The 20,229-nt window shown below is 72.1% G+C and carries 21 protein-coding genes; 12 read left to right on the top strand and 9 right to left on the bottom strand.

All coding sequences use genetic code 11. From position 1 onward, the window contains the following. Window position 1: 1 nt before the first annotated feature. Entirely contained in the window at window positions 2–1,879 is a 1,878-nt protein-coding gene (locus CAL11_RS18785; RefSeq protein ID WP_086094632.1) for an acyl-CoA synthetase, read from the bottom strand. A gap of 26 nt (window positions 1,880–1,905) precedes the next feature. Next, a complete protein-coding gene (locus tag CAL11_RS18780) occupies window positions 1,906–3,693 on the bottom strand; it encodes an acyl-CoA dehydrogenase C-terminal domain-containing protein (RefSeq protein ID WP_086093827.1) in 1,788 nt (595 codons plus the stop codon). Window positions 3,694–3,810: 117 nt separating this feature from the next. Here CAL11_RS18780 and CAL11_RS18775 point away from each other — a divergent pair, with 117 nt between their 5' ends. Both CAL11_RS18775 and CAL11_RS18770 read left to right on the top strand, forming a co-directional pair. After that, window positions 3,811–5,031 (top strand): helix-turn-helix domain-containing protein, encoded by a 1,221-nt coding sequence (locus CAL11_RS18775; RefSeq protein ID WP_086094631.1) that lies wholly within the window; start codon window positions 3,811–3,813, stop codon window positions 5,029–5,031. A gap of 35 nt (window positions 5,032–5,066) precedes the next feature. Next, on the top strand, window positions 5,067–5,705 hold the full coding sequence (locus CAL11_RS18770; protein WP_086093826.1) for a glutamine cyclotransferase: 639 nt from the start codon (window positions 5,067–5,069) through the stop codon (window positions 5,703–5,705). Between the two features lie 11 nt (window positions 5,706–5,716). On the opposite strand, the gene CAL11_RS18765 is transcribed toward CAL11_RS18770, so the two are convergent. From CAL11_RS18765 to CAL11_RS18750, 4 genes are read right to left on the bottom strand one after another with little or no spacing between them, the layout of a single operon-like run. After that, entirely contained in the window at window positions 5,717–6,310 is a 594-nt protein-coding gene (locus CAL11_RS18765) for a DUF2894 domain-containing protein (RefSeq protein WP_086093825.1), read from the bottom strand. Next, window positions 6,303–6,950, bottom strand: coding sequence for an OmpA family protein (locus CAL11_RS18760; RefSeq protein ID WP_068925223.1), 648 nt, complete (start codon window positions 6,948–6,950; stop codon window positions 6,303–6,305). The genes CAL11_RS18765 and CAL11_RS18760 overlap by 8 nt, the downstream gene beginning before the upstream one ends. After that, the gene (locus tag CAL11_RS18755) at window positions 6,947–9,547 is read right to left on the bottom strand and encodes a DUF802 domain-containing protein (protein WP_086093824.1); all 2,601 of its coding nucleotides are present in this window, start codon (window positions 9,545–9,547) and stop codon (window positions 6,947–6,949) included. Before CAL11_RS18755 ends, CAL11_RS18760 begins: the two co-directional genes overlap by 4 nt. A gap of 10 nt (window positions 9,548–9,557) precedes the next feature. Continuing rightward, window positions 9,558–10,286, bottom strand: a complete 729-nt coding sequence (locus CAL11_RS18750) for a DUF3348 domain-containing protein (protein ID WP_086093823.1) — start codon at window positions 10,284–10,286, stop codon at window positions 9,558–9,560. Between the two features lie 217 nt (window positions 10,287–10,503). Between CAL11_RS18750 and CAL11_RS18745 the strand changes: the two genes are divergently transcribed. Beyond that, on the top strand, window positions 10,504–11,133 hold the full coding sequence (locus tag CAL11_RS18745) for a peroxiredoxin-like family protein (protein ID WP_086093822.1): 630 nt from the start codon (window positions 10,504–10,506) through the stop codon (window positions 11,131–11,133). Between the two features lie 112 nt (window positions 11,134–11,245). Continuing rightward, window positions 11,246–11,752 carry a ferritin-like domain-containing protein gene (locus CAL11_RS18740; RefSeq protein WP_033447094.1) on the top strand — a complete coding sequence of 169 codons (507 nt, stop codon included), beginning with the start codon at window positions 11,246–11,248 and terminating at the stop codon, window positions 11,750–11,752. A 6-nt stretch (window positions 11,753–11,758) separates the two neighbouring features. Here the strand turns inward: CAL11_RS18740 and CAL11_RS18735 are convergent, their stop codons facing one another. Both CAL11_RS18735 and CAL11_RS18730 read right to left on the bottom strand, forming a co-directional pair. Further along, complete coding sequence (locus CAL11_RS18735) at window positions 11,759–12,148, bottom strand: DUF1488 family protein (RefSeq protein ID WP_086093821.1); 390 nt, start codon at window positions 12,146–12,148, stop codon at window positions 11,759–11,761. 58 nt (window positions 12,149–12,206) lie between these two features. Continuing rightward, window positions 12,207–13,286 (bottom strand): calcium:proton antiporter, encoded by a 1,080-nt coding sequence (locus CAL11_RS18730; protein ID WP_086093820.1) that lies wholly within the window; start codon window positions 13,284–13,286, stop codon window positions 12,207–12,209. A gap of 203 nt (window positions 13,287–13,489) precedes the next feature. On the opposite strand from CAL11_RS18730, the gene CAL11_RS18725 reads away from it, so the two are divergent. From CAL11_RS18725 to CAL11_RS18710, 4 genes are all read left to right on the top strand, one after another. Then, window positions 13,490–13,921, top strand: a complete 432-nt coding sequence (locus tag CAL11_RS18725; RefSeq protein WP_086093819.1) for a YciI family protein — start codon at window positions 13,490–13,492, stop codon at window positions 13,919–13,921. A 63-nt stretch (window positions 13,922–13,984) separates the two neighbouring features. Continuing rightward, complete coding sequence (locus CAL11_RS18720) at window positions 13,985–14,731, top strand: GntR family transcriptional regulator (protein ID WP_086093818.1); 747 nt, start codon at window positions 13,985–13,987, stop codon at window positions 14,729–14,731. Then, window positions 14,728–15,582 (top strand): sulfite exporter TauE/SafE family protein, encoded by an 855-nt coding sequence (locus CAL11_RS18715; RefSeq protein ID WP_086093817.1) that lies wholly within the window; start codon window positions 14,728–14,730, stop codon window positions 15,580–15,582. Before CAL11_RS18720 ends, CAL11_RS18715 begins: the two co-directional genes overlap by 4 nt. After that, window positions 15,579–15,875, top strand: a complete 297-nt coding sequence (locus CAL11_RS18710) for a DUF1634 domain-containing protein (RefSeq protein ID WP_086093816.1) — start codon at window positions 15,579–15,581, stop codon at window positions 15,873–15,875. Before CAL11_RS18715 ends, CAL11_RS18710 begins: the two co-directional genes overlap by 4 nt. On the opposite strand, the gene CAL11_RS18705 is transcribed toward CAL11_RS18710, so the two are convergent. Continuing rightward, on the bottom strand, window positions 15,876–16,538 hold the full coding sequence (locus CAL11_RS18705; RefSeq protein ID WP_086093815.1) for a GntR family transcriptional regulator: 663 nt from the start codon (window positions 16,536–16,538) through the stop codon (window positions 15,876–15,878). 94 nt (window positions 16,539–16,632) lie between these two features. Here CAL11_RS18705 and CAL11_RS24435 point away from each other — a divergent pair, with 94 nt between their 5' ends. From CAL11_RS24435 to CAL11_RS18690, 4 genes are read left to right on the top strand one after another with little or no spacing between them, the layout of a single operon-like run. After that, the gene (locus CAL11_RS24435) at window positions 16,633–16,803 is read left to right on the top strand and encodes a hypothetical protein (protein ID WP_155273257.1); all 171 of its coding nucleotides are present in this window, start codon (window positions 16,633–16,635) and stop codon (window positions 16,801–16,803) included. Next, entirely contained in the window at window positions 16,800–18,185 is a 1,386-nt protein-coding gene (locus CAL11_RS18700) for an amidase (RefSeq protein ID WP_086093814.1), read from the top strand. The genes CAL11_RS24435 and CAL11_RS18700 overlap by 4 nt, the downstream gene beginning before the upstream one ends. Window positions 18,186–18,187: 2 nt before the next feature. After that, entirely contained in the window at window positions 18,188–19,384 is a 1,197-nt protein-coding gene (locus tag CAL11_RS18695; protein ID WP_086093813.1) for a CaiB/BaiF CoA transferase family protein, read from the top strand. A gap of 20 nt (window positions 19,385–19,404) precedes the next feature. After that, window positions 19,405–20,208 (top strand): enoyl-CoA hydratase, encoded by an 804-nt coding sequence (locus CAL11_RS18690; protein ID WP_015064400.1) that lies wholly within the window; start codon window positions 19,405–19,407, stop codon window positions 20,206–20,208. Window positions 20,209–20,229 lie beyond the last annotated feature (21 nt).

Below are 20,229 nucleotides of genomic sequence, written 5' to 3'. Positions count from 1 at the left end.
CCTACGCTGCGGCCGGGTCGGCCGTCTCGATGAAATACGGGATGGTGAACGTGGCCAGGGCGTCGCGTACCTGCTGCGGCGCCATGCCGGGTTCGAGCAGGCGGATGCGCACGGCCGGGCCGTCGGCCAGCGCCAGCGCATAGCCGCTTTCGATGCCGGCGTCGCGCAGCGCCTTTTCGAAGCCGCGCAGCATGGCGTCCTCGCGCAGCCGGTGCTTGAGGATCTTGCCCACCGGCGACTTGGGCAGCGCGGCCATCAGGTAGCAGTCCTTGGGCACGGCGGCGCGCTCGGCGATGTCCGGCCGCACCGCGGCCAGCAGGCGGGCCGCGTCGAGGTCGGCGCCGTCGACCAGCTGCACATAGGCCACCGGCACTTCGCCGGCGTAGCAATCGGGGCGCGCCACCACGGCCGCCTCCAGCACCTGCGGATGGCGGTAGAACGCCTCTTCGACCGCCTTGGGGTCGATGTTGTGGCCGCCGCGGATGATCAGGTCCTTGGTGCGTCCGGTGATCCAGATATAGCCGTCGGCGTCGATGCGCGCCACATCGCCCGTGTCCAGCCAGCCCGGCTCCAGGAAGCCGCCCTGCGCGCCGGCCGCATAGCCGTCGAACACGGTGGGGCCCTGCAGCGCCAGCACGCCGGTCTCGCCGGGCGCGCAGTCGCGCGGCGCGGCGCCGGGCTCCAGGCGCACCACGCGCGCGCGGTGGTACGGGAACAGCAGCCCGACCGAGCCGGTCTTCACCGGCCCGCCGCGCGGGTTCATCATGCAGACCGAGGTGGTTTCGGTCATGCCGTAGCCCTCGCGCACCGGCAGGCCGGTCAGCGCCAGGAAGCGCCGCGCCACGCTCTCGGACAAGGGGGCCGAACCCGACAGCACGCCCTTGACGCACGAGATATCGTGGCCGCCGATGGGCAGCTGCACCAGCTGGTTCATGATGGTGGGCACGATGGTCAGGTAGTTGACCTGGCAGGCCTGCACCACTTCCCAGATGCGCGGCAGCAGCTGCGGGTGCTTCCAGCCGACCGAAGTGGCCAGCACCAGGGTGCCGCCGCGCGCCAGCGTGGCCAGCGAACCGGCGAACGCGCCCACCACGTGGTAGAGGGGGGTGGCCGACAGGCGGCTCTCGCCTTCGACGATGCCGGCCACCGCGGCGCTGAGCCAGGCGCTGACCACTTCGTTCCAATGGCTGTGGCGCACCAGCTTGGGGTCGCCGGTGGTGCCGCCGGTGGGAAACAGCGCGGCGAGATCATGCGGCTCGATGGCGCGGGCGAAATCCAGCGCGTCGGCGCGGTAGCCGTCGATCACCGCGTCGTAGTCGAGGAAGCGCCGGCCGGCCGGGGCGGCGCCGGTGCGCGAGCCGCCCAGCCGCACGATGGTGCGCAGCTGCGGGCACAGTTCGGCCACGCGCAGGACCTTGTCCCAGATGTCGAGCTGCGCGTCGCCGCCGTAGGCCATCAGCATGCGCGCGCCGGCCGCGCGCACGATGGCGGCGATCGCCTCGGGCTCGAGCATCCAGTTGATCGGGTTGACGATGGCCGCGGCCTGGCCGCCCCACAGCGCGTACTGGCCCTGCGGCGTGTTCGGCAGCAGCAGGCTGACCACCTCGCGCGGGCCCACGCCCTCGGCGTGGATCAGGTTGGCGGTCTGGTGCACGCGTTCGAGCAGGCGGCCGAAATCGATGTCCTCGCGTTCCTGGCAGGCGGCCGGGTCGGGCAGGTAGCGGATGGCCGTGGCGCGCGGCGCCTGGCGGCAGCTGCGCGCCAGGAAGGCGTAGGTGCTGTCCGGCAGGCCGCGCTCGTGCAGCGGCACGGCTTCGAACTGCCGGATGCGCTCGGCCGTGGACAGGTCGGCGCGGACCCAGTAGCGGGGTGTCTCCATATGCTCTTCGGGACGGCGCGCGGGCTTCAGGCGGCCAGCGCGCAAGGGGTTGTCAGGCAGTCGGCGGGCACGAACAGCCGCCGCAGGCGCATTTCGGTCTCGGGAAACAGGTGTTCGAAGTAGAAACGCGCCGTGGCCAGCTTCTCGGCCCGCAAGGGGTCGTCTTCCGGCAGCCGGGTCAGCGCGGTTTGCGCGGCCCGGCTCCAGAAGTAGCCGTATACCAGATGTCCGACCAGGCGCAGGAAGTCGGTGGACGAGGCGCCCACCTGGGCGGGGTCGCGCGCGGCCAGCTCGGCCAGGCGCGGCACGGCGTCGGCCACCTGTCCGGCCAGCTCGCGCAGCGGCTGGCCGAAGCGCGCGCCGCCTTCGACGGCGCTCACCGCGGCGGCCTGCGCCTGCGCCATCGCCAGCAGCTGGTTCAGGCGCGCGCCCTGGTCGGCCAGCACCTTGCGCGCCAGCAAGTCATGCGCCTGCACGCCGTTGGTGCCTTCGTAGATGGGCAGGATGCGCACGTCGCGCAGGGTCTGCTCGATGCCGGATTCGACGATGTAGCCGCTGCCGCCATGGACCTGCACCGCCAGGTTCACCGACTCCACCGCGTTGTCGGAAACGAAGGCCTTGGCCACCGGCGTGAGCAGGCTGAGCAGGCCGCCGGCGCGGTCGCGCTCGGCCGGGTCGGCGGCGTGCAGTTCGGTATCGATCTGCAGCGCCAGCCAGTAGAGGAACATGCGGGCGCCCTGCGCCCAGGCCTGCTGGGTCAGCAGCATGCGGCGCACGTCGGGCTGCAGGATGATGGGGTCGGCGCGCGTGATGGCCTTTTCCTGGCCGGGCGCGCGCGATTGCAGGCGCTCGGCGGCGTAGGCCAGCGACTTCTGCAGGGCCGTCTCGGTCAGGCCCAGCGCCTGCGCGCCGGTGCCCAGGCGCGCCGAGTTCATCATGACGAACATGGCGGCCAGGCCCTTGTCGGGTTCGCCCACCAGGTAGCCGCGGGCGTTCTCGAAGCGCAGCACGCAGGTGGCGTTGGCGTGCAGGCCCAGTTTGTGCTCGATGGCGTCGCAATAGACGCCGTTGCGCTCGCCGGGCTCGCCTTGCGCGTCGGGCAGGCGCTTGGGCACCAGGAACAGCGAGATCCCGCGCGTGCCGGCCGGGGCGTCGGGCAGGCGGGCCAGCACCATGTGCACGATGTTGGACGCCAGGTCGTGCTCGCCCGAGGAGATGAACATCTTGCTGCCGGTGATCCGGTAGGCGCCATCGCCGTCCGGCTCGGCCCGGGTGCGCAGCAGCCCCAGGTCAGTGCCGGCCTGCGATTCGGTCAGGCACATGGTGCCGGTCCATTCGCCGCTGGCCAGGCGGGGCGCGTAGATCGCCTGCAGCGCCGCGCTGGCGTTGGCGCGGATGCAGCGGTAGGCGCCCTCGGACAGGCGCGGGTAGAGCGCGAACGAGATGTTGGTCGCGCCCAGCATTTCGCCGACGATGGCCGAGGCGACGGTGGGCAGGCCCTGGCCGCCATGCTCGGGGCTGGCGCACAGGCCCGACCAGCCGCCTTCGGTATAGGCGCGATAGGCCTCGACGAAACCGGCGGGGGTGCGCACTTCGTGGCCTTCCAGGCGGCAGCCGGCGCGGTCGCCGCTGGCGTTCAGCGGCGCCAGCACGCCGTGGCACAGGCGGTCCGCGCCCTCGATCACCTGGTCCAGCGTCTCGCGGTCGATGGCCATGGGGGCCGCGCGCCGGGCCAGTTCGCCTTCGATGTCCAGCACGTCGTAGAGCGCAAACTGCATATCGCGCTGAGGCGCCGTGTATAGCCCGTCTTTCATGTCGTCCTGCCGCTCCTATCTGTGATGCATGGCAGTGTGCATCAGTCATTACCATGAGGTAATGTCAGAATTTGACTATGTATCTGTCAGATAAATCTGAATAGTGGCGGGATGTCCATGGACGAAGGCATTGCCGCCGCGGCGCGTGCGCTGGCCCTGGGCGACGCGCTGGCGGCGCTGAACCGGGTGGCCTTGCGCGACGACGCGCCGGCGCTGGCCCTGCGCGGCATCGCGCTGGCGCAGCTGGGCGATTTTGACCGGGCGCGCGCGCTGGTGCGCCGCGCCGCGCGCGCCTTCGGGCCGGGCAATGCCCTGGCCCGGGCGCGTTGCGCGCTGGCCGAAGGCGAGATTGCGCTGGCCGCGCGCGACCTGGCCTGGCCGGGCGCCGCGCTGCGGGCCGCGCAGCGCACGCTGGCCACGCATGGCGACCCGCGCAACGCGGTTTATGCGCAGTACCTGGAGGTGCGGCGCCTGCTGCTGGTGGGCGAGCTGGCGCGGGCGGCCGAACGGCTCGACCGCCTGGCTGACCCCTCGCAGCCGCACGACCTGCGCGCCATCCACGATTTGCTGGCCGCCGGCCTGGCGATGCGCCAGTTGCGGGCGGGGGCGGCGCGGGCGGCGCTGGCGCGCGCCGCCCAGGCCGCACGCCAGGCCGCCATCGCGCCGCTGGCCGCCGAAGTCGCGCGGGCGGCCAGGCTGCTGGATGCGCCGGTGGCGCGGGTGCGGTCGGGCGGCGGCGAGCGGCCGGCGCGGCTGGACGAGGTCGAGGCCTTGCTGGCCGGGCCGGTGGTGGTGGTCGACGCCTGCCGTTACGTGGTGTGCGCGGGCGCCGCGCGGGCCGTGCTGGCCCGGCGTCCGGTGCTGTTCGCGCTGGCGCGGGCGCTGGCCGAGGCCTGGCCGGGCGAAGTGGCCCGCGAGGCGTTGATTGCCCAGGTGTTCCGCATGCGCATCCCGGATGAAACGCACCGCGCGCGCCTGCGGGTGGAGATCGGGCGCCTGCGCACGGCGTTGCGCGGCATGGCGGCGCCGCGGGCCACCGGCCGCGGCTACGTGCTGGCGCCGGACGGGGCGCGCCAGGTGGCCGTGCTGGCGCAGCCGGTGGAGACGCCGCACGCGGCGGTGCTGGCCTTGCTGGCCGATGGACAGGCGTGGTCGAGTTCGGCGCTGGCCCTGGCGCTGGATGCCAGCCAGCGTTCGGTGCAGCGGGCCTTGCGGGCGCTGGCTGCGGCCGGGCGCGCGCAGGCCCTGGGCCGGGGACGCACGCGCCGCTGGGTGGCCGCCCCGGCCGTCCCGTTCGCGACAAACTTGTTGCTGTGCACCGCCTTGCCGGCGTTCTAGCATGGGGCCGTATCCACTTTCTTCCGGAGCCAGCCATGAAGCGATCCCCCGCCCATATCGTCCGCGAATACGGCCCGTTCGCGGGCGTCGAACAGGTGCACGGCCTGACCTATGACGGGCGCCACGTCTGGTTCGCCGTGGGCGACAGCCTGGCCGCGCTGGAGCCGGACAGCGGCGAAGTGGTGCGCCGCATCGATGTGCCGGCGCAGGCCGGCACCGCCTTCGACGGCCGGCACCTGTTCCAGATCGCCGGCGAGGTGATCCAGAGGATCGACCCGGCCAGCGGGCGCGTGCTGGGCACCATCCCGGCGCCGCCGGGCGCCTGCAACTCGGGCCTGGCCTGGGCCGAGGGCATGCTGTGGGTGGGCCAGTACCAGCCGCGCCAGATCCTGCAGCTCGACCCGGCGACCGGCGCCGTCCTGCGCACGCTGCAATCGGACCGCTACGTCACCGGCGTGACCTGGGTGGACGCGCAGTTGTGGCACGGCACCTGGGAAGACGGAACGGCGGACCTGCGGCGGGTCGACCCCGCCACCGGCGAGGTGCTGCATGTGCTGGAAATGCCCGCGGGCGCGGGGCTGTCGGGGCTGGAGTCCGACGGCGCGCAGCGCTTCTTCTGCGGCGGCGGCGACCGCGGCGTGGTGCGCGTGGTGCGCCGGCCCGCCGCCGAATAGCGCCCGCGCGCCTAGCGAGCGCGGCCGCGCGCGGTCTTGCGCGGCGTGGCGCGGGCGCTTTCGCGCGCCGCGGGGGCGGCGCTGGCGGCGAGTTGCTCCAGCCAGCCCAGCGCGTCCACGTACGACAGGAACTGCTGCAGGTAGCCGGGCGACAGCCCTTGCATCAGCGACAGAGAGCGGTGCGCCAGATGGCTGGAGTTCAGCGGGCCGGCGTTCTCGGGCACCAGTTGCTCGGACTGGCGCAACTGCCGGTCGGTGCTCAGGCGGGTCCACGTCTGGCGGAACTCGTCGAGCAAGGGCAGTTCCGGATAGGCGGGCCGCGCCGGCGCGGCCGCCGCGATCTGCGCGCATAGCTGGCCCAGCGGGCCAGGCGTGCGCGCCTGGTCCGCTTCGGCCCGTTGCGCGGACGCCGGGGTGTCGGGGCAGGCGGCCATCAGGCCGGCCAGGCGTTGGTCCAGCAGCTGGCGCGCCTGGCCCTCGTGGCGGGCGGCGCGGCGCGCCAGCGCCTGCAGATAATGAAAGCGCACCGGGTCGGCGAGCTCGCCGCCGCGCTCGCGCCAGGCGTCGAGCCGGGCCTGGGCCTGGCGGGCGGCGTCGTCAGTCACGGGCTTGCACCTGGTCGGCGGATTGGCGCGGAATGGGCGCGATCTCGACGCGCCGGTTGCGCGCCCGGCCGGCCTCGTCGGCGTTCGAGGCCACCGGCTGCTCGGCGCCGAACGCGGCGGCGAAGACCGCGGCGGCCGGGATGCCGGCGTCGATCAGCGCGCGCGTGACGGTCAGGGCGCGCTGCGCGGACAGCTCCCAGTTGTCGGCGTAGCGGCGATTGCCCTGGTGCACCTGCTGGTCGTCGGTGAAGCCGCTGACCATCAGGATTTCGTCATGGGCGCGCAGATAGGCCGACAGCGGCGCCACCAGGCTGGCCAGCACCTCGCGGCCCTCGGGCTGCAGCTGGTCGGAGTTCAGGGCGAACAGCACGTTGCCGCTGATGCCGATCCGGCCGTCGACCAGTGTGACGCGGCCGGCTGCCAGCGGCGCGGCCAGGGCCTGCTCGAGCGCCTCGCGGCGCTGCGTCTCGGCCTGGCGCTGCTCGACCTCCGCCTCCAGCCGGGTGGACAGTTCGATCTGCACGCCGATCACGCCCACCAGGATCAGCACGAAAGCGCCCAGCAGCACCGACATCAGGTCGCCGAACACCGCCCAGGTGGGCACGGCGGCGTCGGGGCCGGCGTCCGGATGCTCGTTCATGGCGTTTCGGCGGCTTCGGCGCCGGCCGGCTCGGGTTGCTGCGCCAGGCGCTGCAGGTCTTCGAGGATCTGCTTCTGCGACAGGACGCTGAGGTCGACCACTTCGCGCGCTTGCGCCACGTAGTAGGCCAGCTGCTCGTCGCTGCGCGCCAGCGATTTGTCCAGCGCCGTTTCGATGCGGCCCAGCTGCTCGGCCAGCCTGTCGTTGGCGGCGCCAAACACCTGCGCCGCGGCGCCGAAGGCTTCGCCCAGGCTGGCCACGTCGGCCGCGCTGGCGGTGGCCTGCGCGCTGGCCGCCTCCAGCCGGCCGGCGCCGCTTTCTATGCTGTCGGCAAAGCGCGCGCCCACGCGCTCGAGCAGGTCGGCCGACGAGGCCACCAGGGCGTCGATCGCCTCGCGCTGCTCGCTGGAGGCGTGATTGACCGCGCCCAGCAGCGTCTCGACCGTGGCCAGCAGGCGGCTGCGTTCCTCCAGCATGGCGTTGTCGCGCTCCATGCTGTCGACCAGCTTCTGGCGCAGTTCGGCCACCACGTCGGCCGCGGCGCGCGGCGCCTGCGCGGCCGCTTCGAGCAACTGGCCGATCTCGGCCACGGTGCGGGTGGCGTGTTCGCGCGATTGCAAGGAGATGTCCTGGGCGGTCTGCGCCAGGGTGGCGCAGATCTCGCGCTGTTGCTCGGCTGTCTGTGCGCCGGTTTCCTGCCAGGCGGCGCGCAGCTGCGCCGCCATGGTTTCCAGCGCCTGGGTCCAGGCGCTTTCGCGTTGCGCGTCGCGCGCGGCCAGCTCGGCCTGCAATTGCGTCTGCGACTGCTCCACCGCGTGCAGCAGCTCGGCCGTATGGCGTGCGAAGGCGCCGGCCGCCTCGGCCACGGTCTGGCCTTGCTGGCTGGCCAGCGCGGCGGCCGCCTGTTCCTGCCGCGTCACGGCGTCGCGCCAGCCGTCGCGCACCTCGTCGGTGGCGCCTTGCAGGCGCGCCGCCACGGTGTCGAGCAGGGCCGCCGAGCGCTGCTCGAAATGCGTCGCCAGCTGCTGTTGCGCGCTGCGCAGCGATTCGGCCAGCGACTCGCTGGCTTGCTGGTGCCGCGCCAGGGCGTCGTTCCAGATGCCGGCCACGCCGGCGGTGCTGGCTTCGAAGCGGCCCGACAGTTCGGCCAGTTGCTGTTGCACGGCTTGCCCGATGGTTTCGCGCCAGGCGGCCGTCTCGCTGGCCAGGCCGGCCAGCGTCGCCTGCACCGCCGGCTGGATGGCCGCGCCGGCGGCCTGGGCGCTGGCCGCGACGCTGTCGTCGAGCGTCTGCCGCACCGACGCCGCCAGCGCGGTATAGGCTGCGCCGGCTTTGTCGTGGAAGGCGTCCTGGCTGGCGGCCAGCCGTTCGGCCATCGCCTGGCTGTGCTGGCCAAGGGCGTCGGCCACGGTCCGGCCCTGCAGGTCCAGCCTGGCCGCCAGCTCGCGCGTTTCGCCGGCCAGCGTGCCGGCCAGCGATTCGCCCTGTTGTGTCAGGGCGGTGGCCAGCGATGTGTTCTGTTCGGTCAGGGTGGCGGCCAGCGTATCGCCCTGGCGCGCCAGGCCGTCGGCCAGCGCGGCGCCTTGCCGCGTCAGCGTGCCGGCCAGCGATTCGCCTTGTTGCGTAAGCGTCTGCGCGAGCGCGCTGCTTTGCCGGGCCAGGGTGTCCGAGAGCGAATCGCTTTGGCGGGTCAGGCTGGCGGCCAGCGTCTGGCTGTGCTCGCCCAGGCTGCTGGCCAGGGTCTGGCTCTGCCGGTCCAGGCGCTCGGCCAGGGTGTCGCTTTGCCGCGTAAGCGTATCGGCCAGGGTCTGGCTCTGGCGGGTCAGGGTGTCGGTCAGTTGGCGGCTTTGCTCGGCCAGGCCGTCGTTGACCGCCTGGCTGTGCCGCTCCATGGCGGCCAGCATGGCCTGCAGGCGATCGACCAGGGCCGGCATGCCCTCGGCCTGGCGCTGCAGCAGCTGGAAGCTGGCTTCGCGCTGGTGGGCCAGCGAATGCGGGCGCAAGGTGGAGGCGATCCGCGCGTCCAGCGCCTGGCCGGCCTGGATGCGTTCGCGCCGGCACAGCGCCGACAGCAGCCCCAGCATGGCCGAGGCTGCCACGCCGGCCACCGAGGTGCCGAAGGCGAAGCCCAGGCCCTTGACGGGCGCGGCCAGCGAGGCGCGGATGGCCTGCAGGTCGGTGGCGGTTTCCAGCGCGATGCCGGTGCCGCGCAGCGTCGCCACCATGCCCAGGAAGGTGCCGAGCATGCCCAGCAGCACCAGCAGGCCCACCAGGTAGGGCGTCAGCGCGGGGCCGGGCAGGGCGGCCCGCTCGCCCTCGATGCGCAGCCGCGTGGCGTTGCGCAGGCTGGGATGCAGCGGCGCCAGCCAGGCGGACAGGTCGGCGGGCGGCTCGGTGGTGGCGGCCAGCGTGCGGTTCAGGGTGGCGGTGGCGCGCTGGTAGCGGTACAGCTCGAGCGCGCCGGCCAGGTAGATGGCGCCCACCAGGGCGGTGATGGCCAGGCCCAGGGGGTTGGAGCCGACATAACCGGCGCCGATCCAGCACACGGCGCCCAGGCCAGCCAGGAAAACGGCAATGTTGATGAGGGTTCTGATCATGGGTTTCTGGTTAGCTGGCGCGAAGGGCCGCCAGCAGCCCCTCGACCGGTTGTAAACGGATATCGAGCTCGGCCAGCAGCACGCTGCGCATGTCGCGGCCGAAGGTCGCCAGCCACGCGCCGGGCTGCGGCGGGGGCGCGTCGCCGGCCTCTTGCGGCCCGGCCAGCGCGGCCTGGCGCAGGCGCTCGAAGTGGCGCTCGAGCAGCGTCGGCACGGCGGCCAGCAGCGTGCGTTCGCGCGCGCCCAGCGAGCGTTCCATGATGGCGTCGACCACCGCCAGGCGCGTGAGCGCCGGCGCGCGCGCGGCCAGCGCGGCGCGCAGGCGGCCGCGCAGGACGGCGATGGTGTTTTCCATCGTCTGCTGCAAGGCCTGGTAGCGCTGCCGATACTCGGTGTATTCGACGTCCTCGTCGCGCGGCGCGGGCCGGGCCGGCGCGCGCGCGCGGTTGCGGGCGGCGGCCCCCTTGCCCTTGCCGGCAATGGCCTCGATCAGCGTGGCGCGCACGCGCTCGCATTCCTGGGCTTCGGCGCTGCCGTCGGCGGGCTGGCCGCGCGGCACGGCCGGCGGTTCGCCGTTGAGCGCCGCCGATAGCGCGATGGCGTCGGTCCAGCCGAGCCAGTGGCTCAGCCGGTCCGAGAGGGACTGTCGGGATTCCGGAGCATCGACCTCGGTCAGGCGCGTAAGCAGGCGTACGAGCGTCGGACCGCTGAAACCGGTTCGCTGTGGCACTTGCACCATACCGGCAGAGTCAAAAACCGTGCAGTTTACACGCGGGGCGGGCCGGCTCCTACTGGAACGGCCTGGCGGCGGCCGCCAGACGGGTCCGAGTGGCCGTGGATTGAAGTGATTTGATACAAAGCGGGGGAATCCGCCGCACTGTGTCGCGGCGGGAATGGCGGTTGCGCGCCCGCGTAGACCGGTCCCGTCCCGGGGCCGGATCGAAAGGAGGACCGCCATGAAACCCGAAATCGCTCCCGGCCGCCGCCTGGCCGACTACGTCCTGCCCGACCACACCAAGACGCCGCGCCGGCTGTCGGCCCTGCAGGGCGACGACCCCATGCTGCTGGTGCTGATCCGCGGCTTCTTCTGCCCCAAGGACCGCGAGCAGCTCAAGGCGCTGACGCGCTTTCATCCGCAGCTGGTGGTCGGCAACTGCCGCCTGGTGGTCATTACTACCGACGACTGGCACACCACCAACAACCTGCGCCAGCAGCTGGGCGCCCATTATCCGTTCCTCTACGACGAGGAGAAGCGGGTGCGCGACGACCTGGACATCCTCGAATACACCGATCCGCAGCACGAACCCATGGTTCCGCATACCTTGCTGCTGGCACCGGGGCTCGAGATACGGCGCATCTGGAACGGCTATTACTACTGGGGCCGTCCGTCCACCGCCGAGTTGCACGACGCCTTGCGCGAGGTGACGCGCGACATCCGGCCGGACTGGGATCTGTCGGATCCGGAGCTCAAGCGCCGCTGGGCGGCCGGCGACAAGTCGGCGTTTTTCCCGTATGGCAGCAAATCGATGGAGCAGACGCTCAAGGAGATGGCGGGCGCCGTCGACCAGTACGCCGGCCGCGCCTGAACCGCCGATTCCCGTGCGTGGCCGCCAGCCCCGCGCCCGCGGCCGGCACGGCGGTTGCTGAAGGAGCGGCGGTCCGCAGGTTGGCTGCGGCCGCCTTTTCCAGGAGCAAGCCATGACTCGCAAAACCCTGCAGGAACTGTTCATCCACGAGCTATCGGACATCTACAGTGCCGAGAAACAGCTGACCAAGGCGCTGCCCAAGATGGCGCGCTCGGCCAGCGACCCCAAGCTGGCCGAGGCGTTCTCGGCCCATCTGGAGGAAACGCGCGGACAGGTCGAGCGCATCGACCAGATCGTCGAAGGCTCGGACTTGCGCCTCAAGCGCATGAAGTGCGCCGCCATGGAGGGGCTGGTCGAGGAGGGCAAGGAAGTGATGGACGAGATCGAACCAGGGCCGGTGCTGGACGCGGCGCTGATCGCCGCCGCGCAGAAGGTGGAGCATTACGAAATTGCCAGCTACGGCACGCTTTGCACCTTCGCCAAGCAATTGGGCGAGACCAAGGCGCTGGCGCTGCTCAAGGAAACGCTGGCCGAGGAAAAGGCCACCGACGAGAAACTGAGCATGCTGGCGCTCAAGCAGGTCAACGCCGAAGCGGCCGCCGCCGGCAAGGCGAAATAGCGTGGCCTAGCGGCGCTTGGCGCCCGCCGGCTTGCCGGCCGGGCGCGGCGCCGCGCTGTCGACGTCGGGTTGGCCGGCGATGCGGGCGGGCTTGCGCGCCGGCGCGGCGCCATGGTCTTTGCTGTCGCTCATGAGGGGGCTTCTTGCGTCGGCCAGGTCCGACGCCGTCACGCGCACGCCGCCGTCCAGCGTGCTGGGCGCCAGTTGCCGCGCCACGGCATGGATGCGCGGCCAGTGGGCGCGATAGCCTTGCAGCAGGCCCGGCCCGCTGTTGTCGGCGCCGCAGTGCTCGACCAGCGCCTTGGCCGTGACGGCCACCACCGTGGGGCCGTGCGGCGACTGCAGGGTGAAGCGCACGCAGGCGCCGTCTACGGTGGCGTTGTCGTCTCGTTTCATGGCGGTCTCCTGGAGCCGCGGCCTGCCGCAAGGCGCGTGCCCGCGGCGGGCGGCGTGCTCACAGCCCCAGCGCCACCAGCATCAGGAAGGCGGCGAACAGCACGAAGTGGGTCATGCCCTCGATGGCATTGGTCTGGCCGTCATTGAGGTTGATGGCCGCCGCGATCAGCGTCACCAGCATCATCACCGTCTGCAGCGGCGTCATCGCCATGCGCAGCGCCTGCCCGCTGTAGAGGGCCATGGCCTCCATGGCGGGCACGGTCAGGATGACGGTCGACAGCGATGCCCCCATCGCGATGTTGACCACGGACTGCATGCGATTGGCCAGCGCGGCGCGCAGGGCGGTGAGGATTTCCGGCGCCGCCGATATGCCGGCGATGATGAGCGGCACCACGCCGGCCGGCACGGCGACGCCGTGCAGGCCGCGCTGCATCGAATGCGACATCAGCTCGGCCAGCAGGCCGACGATGGCGATGCCGGCGATCATGACCCCGGCCGAGCGGGGCGTGTGCACCGGCACGGGCGCTTGCCTGCGCCGCGCGTTCTTTTCCGGATAGCTGTAGCTGAAGAAATAGCTGTGCGGGCCGGTCTGCATGCGCAGGAAGACGCCGTACAGCAGCACCATGACCACGATGGTGAACACGCTGTAGGCGCGCCAGCGCGCGCCCGGGATGAATTCGGGAATGATCATGGAAACGGCCACGGCCGTCAGGATCATGACGCCGTACGTACGTGCCGAGTCGTCGTTGTAGGCCTGTTCGCCGTGCTTGAATCCGCCGATCAGCGCCGCCAGCCCCAGGATGCCGTTGATATCCAGCATCACCGCCGAATAGATACTGTCGCGCACCAGTTCCGGCGAGGCGCCGCCGCGCGCGACGATGCCCAGCACGATTACCTCCACCAGCACCGCCGACAAGGTCAGGATCATGCTGCCGTAGGGATCGCCCAGCTTGCGCGCGATCAGCTCGGCGTGCCGCACCACGCTGAGCGATGCCGCCAGGATGGCCGCCACCAGCACGACCGTCTCCGCCATCGCGGCCGCGGCGCCGGCGTGCCGCCAGGGGCCGGGCAACAGGTCCGCCAGCGCCGCCAGCAATGCCAGGACGATGAATTTCTCCTCGCGCAGCAGTTGGATCATGGGTGCGGAACTCCGGGGCGGGCCGCCCCTGTCCGCAGCAAGTCGCTTGCCTGGCCCGGCGCCTCGCAAACGCCCGCCTCGGGGCGCGGCATTGACGCTTGCGAGATGCGGCGCGGCGGGCATACGCTGGCGTGGTTGCCAGGTTTTCCCGCCGCGCGGGACGCTCGGAAGGCGCGCCGCGCACATACACGAGGAGGTCCGAAATGCGATTCATGGTACTGGTCAAGGCCGACCGCAACAGCGAAGCCGGCGTCATGCCCGAAGAGCGGCTGCTGGCCGAAATGGGCAAGTTCAACGAAGCGCTGGTGCAGGCCGGCGTCATGCAGGCCGGCGAAGGCCTGCACCCCAGCTCGCGCGGCGCGCGCGTGCATTTCTCGGGCAAGGACCGCAAGGTCGAGCGCGGCCCGTTCGAGACGCCGGGCCTGATCGCGGGTTTCTGGCTGTGGCAATGCGCCTCGCTCGAGGAAGCGATCGACTGGGTCAAGCGCTGCCCCAATCCCATGCCGGGAGACTCCGAAATCGAGATCCGCCAGGTTTTCGAGGCTGAGGATTTCGGCGAGGCCTTCACGCCCGAACTGCGCGACCAGGAAGCGCGTTTGCGCCAGCAGATCGACGCGCAAGCCCGCAAGCCGTAGGGCGGCCGCGGGCGCCTGCGCGCCGGTTCTGCATGGATGCACAGATCATGACATAATGACGTCATGATGTCTGAGTCGAACCATGCTCCGCTCTATGCCCGGGTCGAGGCCGTGCTGGCCGAGGCGATCGCCGCGGGCGAAATGGCGCCCGGCAGCCAGTTGCCCGCCGAGGACGGCCTGATCGCACGCTTTCAGGTCAGCCGCACCACGGTGCGCAAGGCCATCCAGAACCTGGCCGAGCGCGGTCTGGTCGAGATCCGGCGCGGCAAGGGTACGTTCGTGGCGCAGCCGCGGGTGGTGCAGGAGCTCACCGAGCTCACCGGTTTCGTGGAAGACATGCAGGCGCTGGGCCGCGTGCCCTCGGCGCGCCTGCTGGATACGGCGATCGTGGCCGCCGACGAGGCCGTGGCGCGCCAGCTGGCGGTGGCGCCGGGCACCCAGGTCATGCGCATCCGGCGCGTGCGCCTGGCCGATGGCGTGGCCATGTCGCTGGACGAAACCTACCTGCCGCGCGAGATCGGCGAGCGGGTCGTCACGCACGACCTGGAGGCCGAGCCCATCTTCGCGCTGCTCGAGCAGAAGTACGACCTGCCGCTGGTCGAGGCCGAATACCGGCTCGAGGCCGCCATCGCCACGCCCGAGGTGGCGCGGGCGCTGGAGGTGCCGCCCGGCAGTCCGGTCTTCCTGATCGAGCGCACCTCGTATTGCGCGGGGCCCCGGCCCATCGACTACGAAAAGCTGTACTACCGCGGCGACCTGATCCGCTTCGTGACGCGGCTGGCGCGGCGCTCGCGGCCCACGCCGGCATGACCGTGGCCGGCCTGTGGCTGTTCGCGATGGCGCTGGGCGCCAGCGCGCTGGGCGGCATGCTGGGCATGGCCAGCGGCATTTTCATCGTGCCCCTGCTGGTGCTGTGGGGCATCGACGTGCACGCCGCCATCGCGGCCAGCATTGTTTCGGTGATCGCCTGTTCCTGCGGCAGCGCGGCGGCTTTCCTGCGCAGCGGGCTGACGCATGTGCGGCTGGCGGTGGTGCTGGAGACGGCCACCACGCTGGGCGCGCTGACCGGCGTATTCCTGGTGGGCGTGGTGCCGGTGGCGGCGCTGTACGCGCTGTTCGCCGTGGTGCTGGTGGTGTCCGCGTGGCAGATGCTGGCGCGCCGGCGCGACCCGGCGCGCGCGGACGGCGCGCCGGCCTGCCGCTGGGCCGGCGCCTTGCGGCTGCACGGCCGCTACCATGACCCCGCCGTCGGCCAGCAACGGCACTACCACGTGCAGCGCCTGCCGCTGGGCATGTCGCTGATGTACGGGGCCGGCGTGCTGTCGGCGCTGCTGGGCATCGGCAGCGGCGTGCTCAAGATTCCGGCGATGGACAGCGCGCTGCGCCTGCCCCTGAAGGTGTCGTCGGCGACTTCCAATTTCATGATCGGGGTGACGGCGGCGGCCAGCGCCGCGGTGTACTTCGCGCGCGGCGAGATCGATCCGGTGATCGCCGGGCCGGTGGCGCTGGGCTCGGTGGCCGGCTCGGTGCTGGGCGCACGCATCCTGATGCGGGTGTCCGGCGAGCGGCTGCGCCTGCTGTTCGTGGCGGTGCTGGCGGTGCTCGCGGTGCAGATGCTGCTGATGGCGCTGGGCGTGCAATGGCCGGGAGGCGGCCGATGAGCGCGCGCGCCGGGCAAGGGCTGGAGATGCGCCTGGCCGCGCTGCTGCGCGCCGGCACCTGGGCGGCCTGCCTGGTCGTCGCGGCCGGCATGGCGCTGGGCATGTACGACGCGCCGGCCGGCGCGCGCGTGGTGAGCGCGGGCATCGTGCTGTTCATCGCGCTGCCGGTGGCGCGCCTGCTGGCCATGCTGGCGGCCTTCGCGCGCCAGCGCGACTGGCGCTATGCGCTGATCGTGGCGCTGGTGCTGGCCATCATCGCGGCGGGCCTGGCGCTGGGCTTGCGCGCGGGCTAGCTAGGGCTTGACCATCGAGCGGGGCAGGTTGATGAGAAAGTCGGCCAGGCCCTTGGCGCCTTGCGCCAGGCTGATGTGGCGCATCATCATCCGGTGCGCGCGCTCGGGGTCGTGGGCCAGGATGGCCTCGACCAGTTCGCCGTGCTGCTCATACGAGGCGCGCACCCGGCCCACCGCGATGAAGGCGTGGCGCAGATAGGCGCCGGTGCGCGCGCGCAACGCCAGCAGCTGCTCGCGCAGGTAGGGATTGCGGCAGCCGTGGTACAGCACTTCGTGGAAGCGGTGGTTGGCGTCGCGCCAGGCCTGCGGGTCGTCGGCCTGCACCACCGGGGCGGCCTCGCGATGCACGCGGGCCAGCTCGGAGCGCTCCTCGGCCGTCATGCGCTGGCACGCCATGCGGGTGCACACGCCTTCCATCTCCGCCATCAGCTCCCAGATCGCCAGCAATTCCTGCACGTCCATGCGCGCCACCACCGAGCCGCCGCGCGGCTGGCTGTCGAGGATGCCCTGGACCTTCAGCTGCAGCAGCGCTTCGCGCACCGGGGTGCGCGAAACCTGGTGGCGGGCGGCCAGTTCGTGTTCGTCGATGGCATCGCCCGGCAGCAGGACGCCGTCGCGGATATCGGCTTCGAGCGCCAGCCGGATGCGGTCGCTGACCTTCATGGCGTAGGGGCAAACGTGGCTTGCATGAAATTATTCGGTAGTCTATAAATATATTTATACTCTGATTAAATAATACATCAAGGGGTGTTTGGGTATGCAGGATAAACCGCTGGCGCCGCCTGACCCGGCTGTCGCGCCGCCCGACGAAGCCGCCGTGCGCGCCCTGTTGGCGAGCCAGGGCATAGCCGCCACCGAGCGCGAGGCGCGCGCGGTGGCCAGGGCGCTGGCGCGGCTGGCGGGCGCCGCGCCGGGAGGCTCGGCATGACCCCGGCCGGACTGCCCGACACCATTGCCGGCCTGCGCGCGCAACTGGCGGCGGGCGCGCTGGACGTGGCGCAGGCGCTGGCGCTGCAGCGCCAGGCCTGCGAGGCCGATGCCTGGCATTGCGTGGTGGCGCTGCCCGACGAGGCGGACGAGGCGCCGCCGGCATCCCTGCCGCTGGCCGGCGTCGGGCTGGCCCATAAAGACATCTTCGTGCTGCCCGGCCGCGTGCCCGAGTGCGGCGCGCGCCATCCCTGGCCGGACGCGCCGGTGCGGGCCGCCACGGTCATCCGCCGCCTGGCCGCCGCCGGCAGCCGGCCGCTGGCGGCCCTGGCCATGGCCGAGCACGCCAGCGGCGCCACCGGCGAAAACCCGCGCTATCCCTTGCCGCGCAATCCGCTCGACGCGGACGCTGCGGTGGGCGGTTCTTCCAGCGGCTCGGCCGTGGCGGTGGCCGCGGGCCTTTGCTATGGCTCGCTGGGCACGGATACGGCGGGGTCGGTGCGCATCCCCGCGGCCACTTGCGGCGTGGTGGGCCTGATGCCGACGCGCGGCCTGCTGCCCGGCGATGGCGTGGCGCCGCTGGCCGGCGAGCTGGACACGGTGGGCGTGCTGGCGCGTTGCGCCGACGACGCGCAGGCGGTGCTGCACGCCGCGCTCGACGCCGCGCAGGCGGCCGCGCTCGATGCGTTCATCGCGCCGGCCATGGCGCAATGGCGCATCGCCACGTGCTGGATCCATCCCGACCCGGCGGTGCGCCTGGATGCGGCCGTGCACGCGGCGCTGGAGGACTTTGCCGGCCTGTGCAGCGCGCGCGGCCGGCGCCGCGAGGCGCGCCTGGCCGCCTTGCCGCAATGGATACGCCTGGCGCAGACGCTGCTGTATGCGGGCAGCGCCGCCGCGCATGCCCAGGCCTTGCGCGGACAGGCGCCGGCGCTGGGGGCGCTGGCGCGCAACCTGGCGCTGACCGGCGCGGCCATGCCGCCGGCCTGGGCGCGCGCCGCCCTGGCGCAACGCCAGGCGCAGGTCGATGCCTTCGTGGCCGAGGCGCTGGCCGACAGCGACGTGCTGCTGACGCCGGCCTTGCCCGGCCCGGTGCCCGACTGGTCGCAGGTGCTCACCAGCTCGCCCGATTTCGAGGCGCGACGCCTGCTGGACCTGTTCTGCTGGCTGTCGTTCGTCAATTACCTGGGCCTGCCGGCGATCGTGTTCCCGATCGGCCGCGACGCGGCCGGGCGGCCGATCAGCGTGCAGGCCATCGCGCGGCCCGGCGGAGAAGCCATGCTGCTGGCGCTGGCGCGCCAGGCCGGGCAAAGCCATTTCGGCGGCCGGGGCTTCGTGCGCCAGCCCGGCGTTCCCCTTATCCCTTCCCGAGGCCGAGCCTGACCATGCCCCAGCTATCCGCTTCGCCGGCATTGCGGCGCTTTCGCGTCCTGGACCTGTCGCGCGTGCGGGCCGGCCCGACCTGCGTGCGCATGCTGGCCGATTTCGGCGCGGACGTGATCCGGATCGAGCCGCCGCCGGGCGTGGACCCCAACGAGGCGATGTTCGCGGCCGACCGCTGGAGCGGCGATTTCCAGAACCTGAACCGCAACAAGCGGTCGCTGACGCTCAACCTGAAAAAGCCCGAGGCGATGGCGGTGTTCAAGCGCCTGGTGGCCGGCGCCGACGTGGTGGTGGAGAACTGGCGCCCCGACGTGAAAGCGCGCCTGGGCGTGGATTATGAATCGCTGCGCGCCATCAACCCGCGCATCATCCTGGCCAGCATTTCCGGCTTCGGGCAAAGCGGCCCGTATGCCGGCCGGCCCGGCTTCGACCAGATCGCGCAGGGCATGGGCGGGCTGATGTCGGTGACCGGGCTGCCCGGCCAGGGGCCGGTGCGCGCCGGCCTGGCGGTGGCCGATTCCAGCACCGGCCTGTATGCCGCCATCGGCATCCTGACCGCGCTGCTCGAACGCGAGCAGTCCGGGCAGGGGCAATGGGTGCATGCCTCGTTGCTGCACGCGCAGATCGCCATGATGGATTTCCAGGCGGCGCGCTACCTGAACGACGGCGACGTGCCCGCGCAGGAGGGCAACGACCATCCCACCAGCAGCCCCATGGGGCTGTTCGCCGCCAGCGACGGCATGTTCAACCTGGGCGCTTCCGGGGAAGGCAACTGGAAGCGCTTCTGCCAGGTGCTGGGGCAGACCGGCTGGCTGGACGATCCGCGCTTCCAGACCGAGAAGCTGCGCGTGCGCAACCGGCGCGATCTCAACGCCCTGATCGGCGCGGTGTTCGCCGCCGGCACCGTGGCGCATTGGGTGGGCCTGCTCAACGAGGCCGGCGTGCCGGCCGGGCCGGTGTACACGGTGCCGCAGATGTTCGACGACGAGCAGGTGCGCCACCTGGAAGTGGCGCGCCGCTGCGCGGCCTGGCAGGGCGGCGAGCGCGTGATGGTCACGCAGCCGGTGACGCTGGCGCGCACGCCGGCCGACATCGCGCGCACCGCGCCGGGCTGGGGCGAGCACACCGACGAAGTGCTGCGCGAAGCGGGCTACGGCGAAGACGAAATCGACAGGCTGCGCGCGGCAGGCGCGGTCTGAACCACAAAGGAACCTGATCCATGAGCACGGACATCCATCCTCCCGGCCGCCTGGCCATCGACGACGCCGACGGGCTGCTGCGCGTGCGCATCGTCAACCCGGCGCGCTACAACGCCATGTCGCTGTCCATGTGGGAAGCGCTGGGCCAGGCAGTGCGCGACGCGCAGGGCCGCGACGATCTGCGCGCCATCGTGCTCGAGGGCGAGGGCGAGCGCGCCTTCGTGTCGGGCGCCGATATCTCCGAATTCGCCTCGCAGCGCAAGGACCCCGCGCAGATCGCGCGCTATGACCGCGCGGTCACGCAGGCGCAGCAGGCCCTGTCCGAGAGCGCCGTGCCCACCATCGCGCTGGTGCGCGGCATCTGCATGGGCGGCGGCATGGGCCTGGCGCTGGCCTGCGACCTGCGCTATTGCAACGAGAGCGCGCGCTTTCGCATGCCGGCCGCGCGGCTTGGCCTGGGCTATGCGCTCGACGGCGTCAAGCGCATGTGCGACATGCTCGGGGCGGCGCGCGCCGCCGATCTGTTCCTCACCGCCCGCACCTTCGGCGGCGCCGAGGCCGGCCGCATCGGCCTGGCGCACGAAGTGTTCGCCGACGCCGATTTCACGCAGGCGGCGGCCGAGCGCGTGGCGGCGGTGGCGGGCAATGCGCCGCTGACGCTGCGCGCGGCGCGGCTGGCCCTGCGCCACCTGCTGGGCGGCGCGCAAGCGCCGTCGGCCGACAGCGTGGACCAGGCCGTGCGGGCCTGCTTCGACAGCGAGGATTACCAGGAAGGCCAGGCGGCCTTCCGCGACAAACGCCCACCGGTTTTCAAGGGGAGGTAGGCCCGCGCCGAACTCCCGCCA

Source organism: Bordetella genomosp. 6 (genome assembly GCF_002119705.1).
Lineage (GTDB): Bacteria > Pseudomonadota > Gammaproteobacteria > Burkholderiales > Burkholderiaceae_B > Bordetella > Bordetella bronchiseptica_F.
The sequence above is the reverse complement of the archived record's forward strand: the minus strand, read 5'-3'. Positions and strand labels throughout refer to the sequence as shown.

Coding starts and splice junctions, on each gene's coding strand:
- CAL11_RS18705 (WP_086093815.1), bottom strand. CDS start 16,538: ATGAAGGTCAGCGACCGCATCCGGCTGGCGCTCGAAGCCGATATCCGC.
- CAL11_RS18715 (WP_086093817.1), top strand. CDS start 14,728: ATGACCGTGGCCGGCCTGTGGCTGTTCGCGATGGCGCTGGGCGCCAGC.
- CAL11_RS18690 (WP_015064400.1), top strand. CDS start 19,405: ATGAGCACGGACATCCATCCTCCCGGCCGCCTGGCCATCGACGACGCC.
- CAL11_RS18695 (WP_086093813.1), top strand. CDS start 18,188: ATGCCCCAGCTATCCGCTTCGCCGGCATTGCGGCGCTTTCGCGTCCTG.
- CAL11_RS18780 (WP_086093827.1), bottom strand. CDS start 3,693: ATGAAAGACGGGCTATACACGGCGCCTCAGCGCGATATGCAGTTTGCG.
- CAL11_RS18775 (WP_086094631.1), top strand. CDS start 3,811: ATGGACGAAGGCATTGCCGCCGCGGCGCGTGCGCTGGCCCTGGGCGAC.
- CAL11_RS18720 (WP_086093818.1), top strand. CDS start 13,985: ATGATGTCTGAGTCGAACCATGCTCCGCTCTATGCCCGGGTCGAGGCC.
- CAL11_RS18730 (WP_086093820.1), bottom strand. CDS start 13,286: ATGATCCAACTGCTGCGCGAGGAGAAATTCATCGTCCTGGCATTGCTG.
- CAL11_RS18710 (WP_086093816.1), top strand. CDS start 15,579: ATGAGCGCGCGCGCCGGGCAAGGGCTGGAGATGCGCCTGGCCGCGCTG.
- CAL11_RS18750 (WP_086093823.1), bottom strand. CDS start 10,286: ATGGTGCAAGTGCCACAGCGAACCGGTTTCAGCGGTCCGACGCTCGTA.
- CAL11_RS24435 (WP_155273257.1), top strand. CDS start 16,633: ATGCAGGATAAACCGCTGGCGCCGCCTGACCCGGCTGTCGCGCCGCCC.
- CAL11_RS18755 (WP_086093824.1), bottom strand. CDS start 9,547: ATGATCAGAACCCTCATCAACATTGCCGTTTTCCTGGCTGGCCTGGGC.
- CAL11_RS18785 (WP_086094632.1), bottom strand. CDS start 1,879: ATGGAGACACCCCGCTACTGGGTCCGCGCCGACCTGTCCACGGCCGAG.
- CAL11_RS18700 (WP_086093814.1), top strand. CDS start 16,800: ATGACCCCGGCCGGACTGCCCGACACCATTGCCGGCCTGCGCGCGCAA.
- CAL11_RS18725 (WP_086093819.1), top strand. CDS start 13,490: ATGCGATTCATGGTACTGGTCAAGGCCGACCGCAACAGCGAAGCCGGC.
- CAL11_RS18760 (WP_068925223.1), bottom strand. CDS start 6,950: ATGAACGAGCATCCGGACGCCGGCCCCGACGCCGCCGTGCCCACCTGG.
- CAL11_RS18770 (WP_086093826.1), top strand. CDS start 5,067: ATGAAGCGATCCCCCGCCCATATCGTCCGCGAATACGGCCCGTTCGCG.
- CAL11_RS18745 (WP_086093822.1), top strand. CDS start 10,504: ATGAAACCCGAAATCGCTCCCGGCCGCCGCCTGGCCGACTACGTCCTG.
- CAL11_RS18740 (WP_033447094.1), top strand. CDS start 11,246: ATGACTCGCAAAACCCTGCAGGAACTGTTCATCCACGAGCTATCGGAC.
- CAL11_RS18735 (WP_086093821.1), bottom strand. CDS start 12,148: ATGAAACGAGACGACAACGCCACCGTAGACGGCGCCTGCGTGCGCTTC.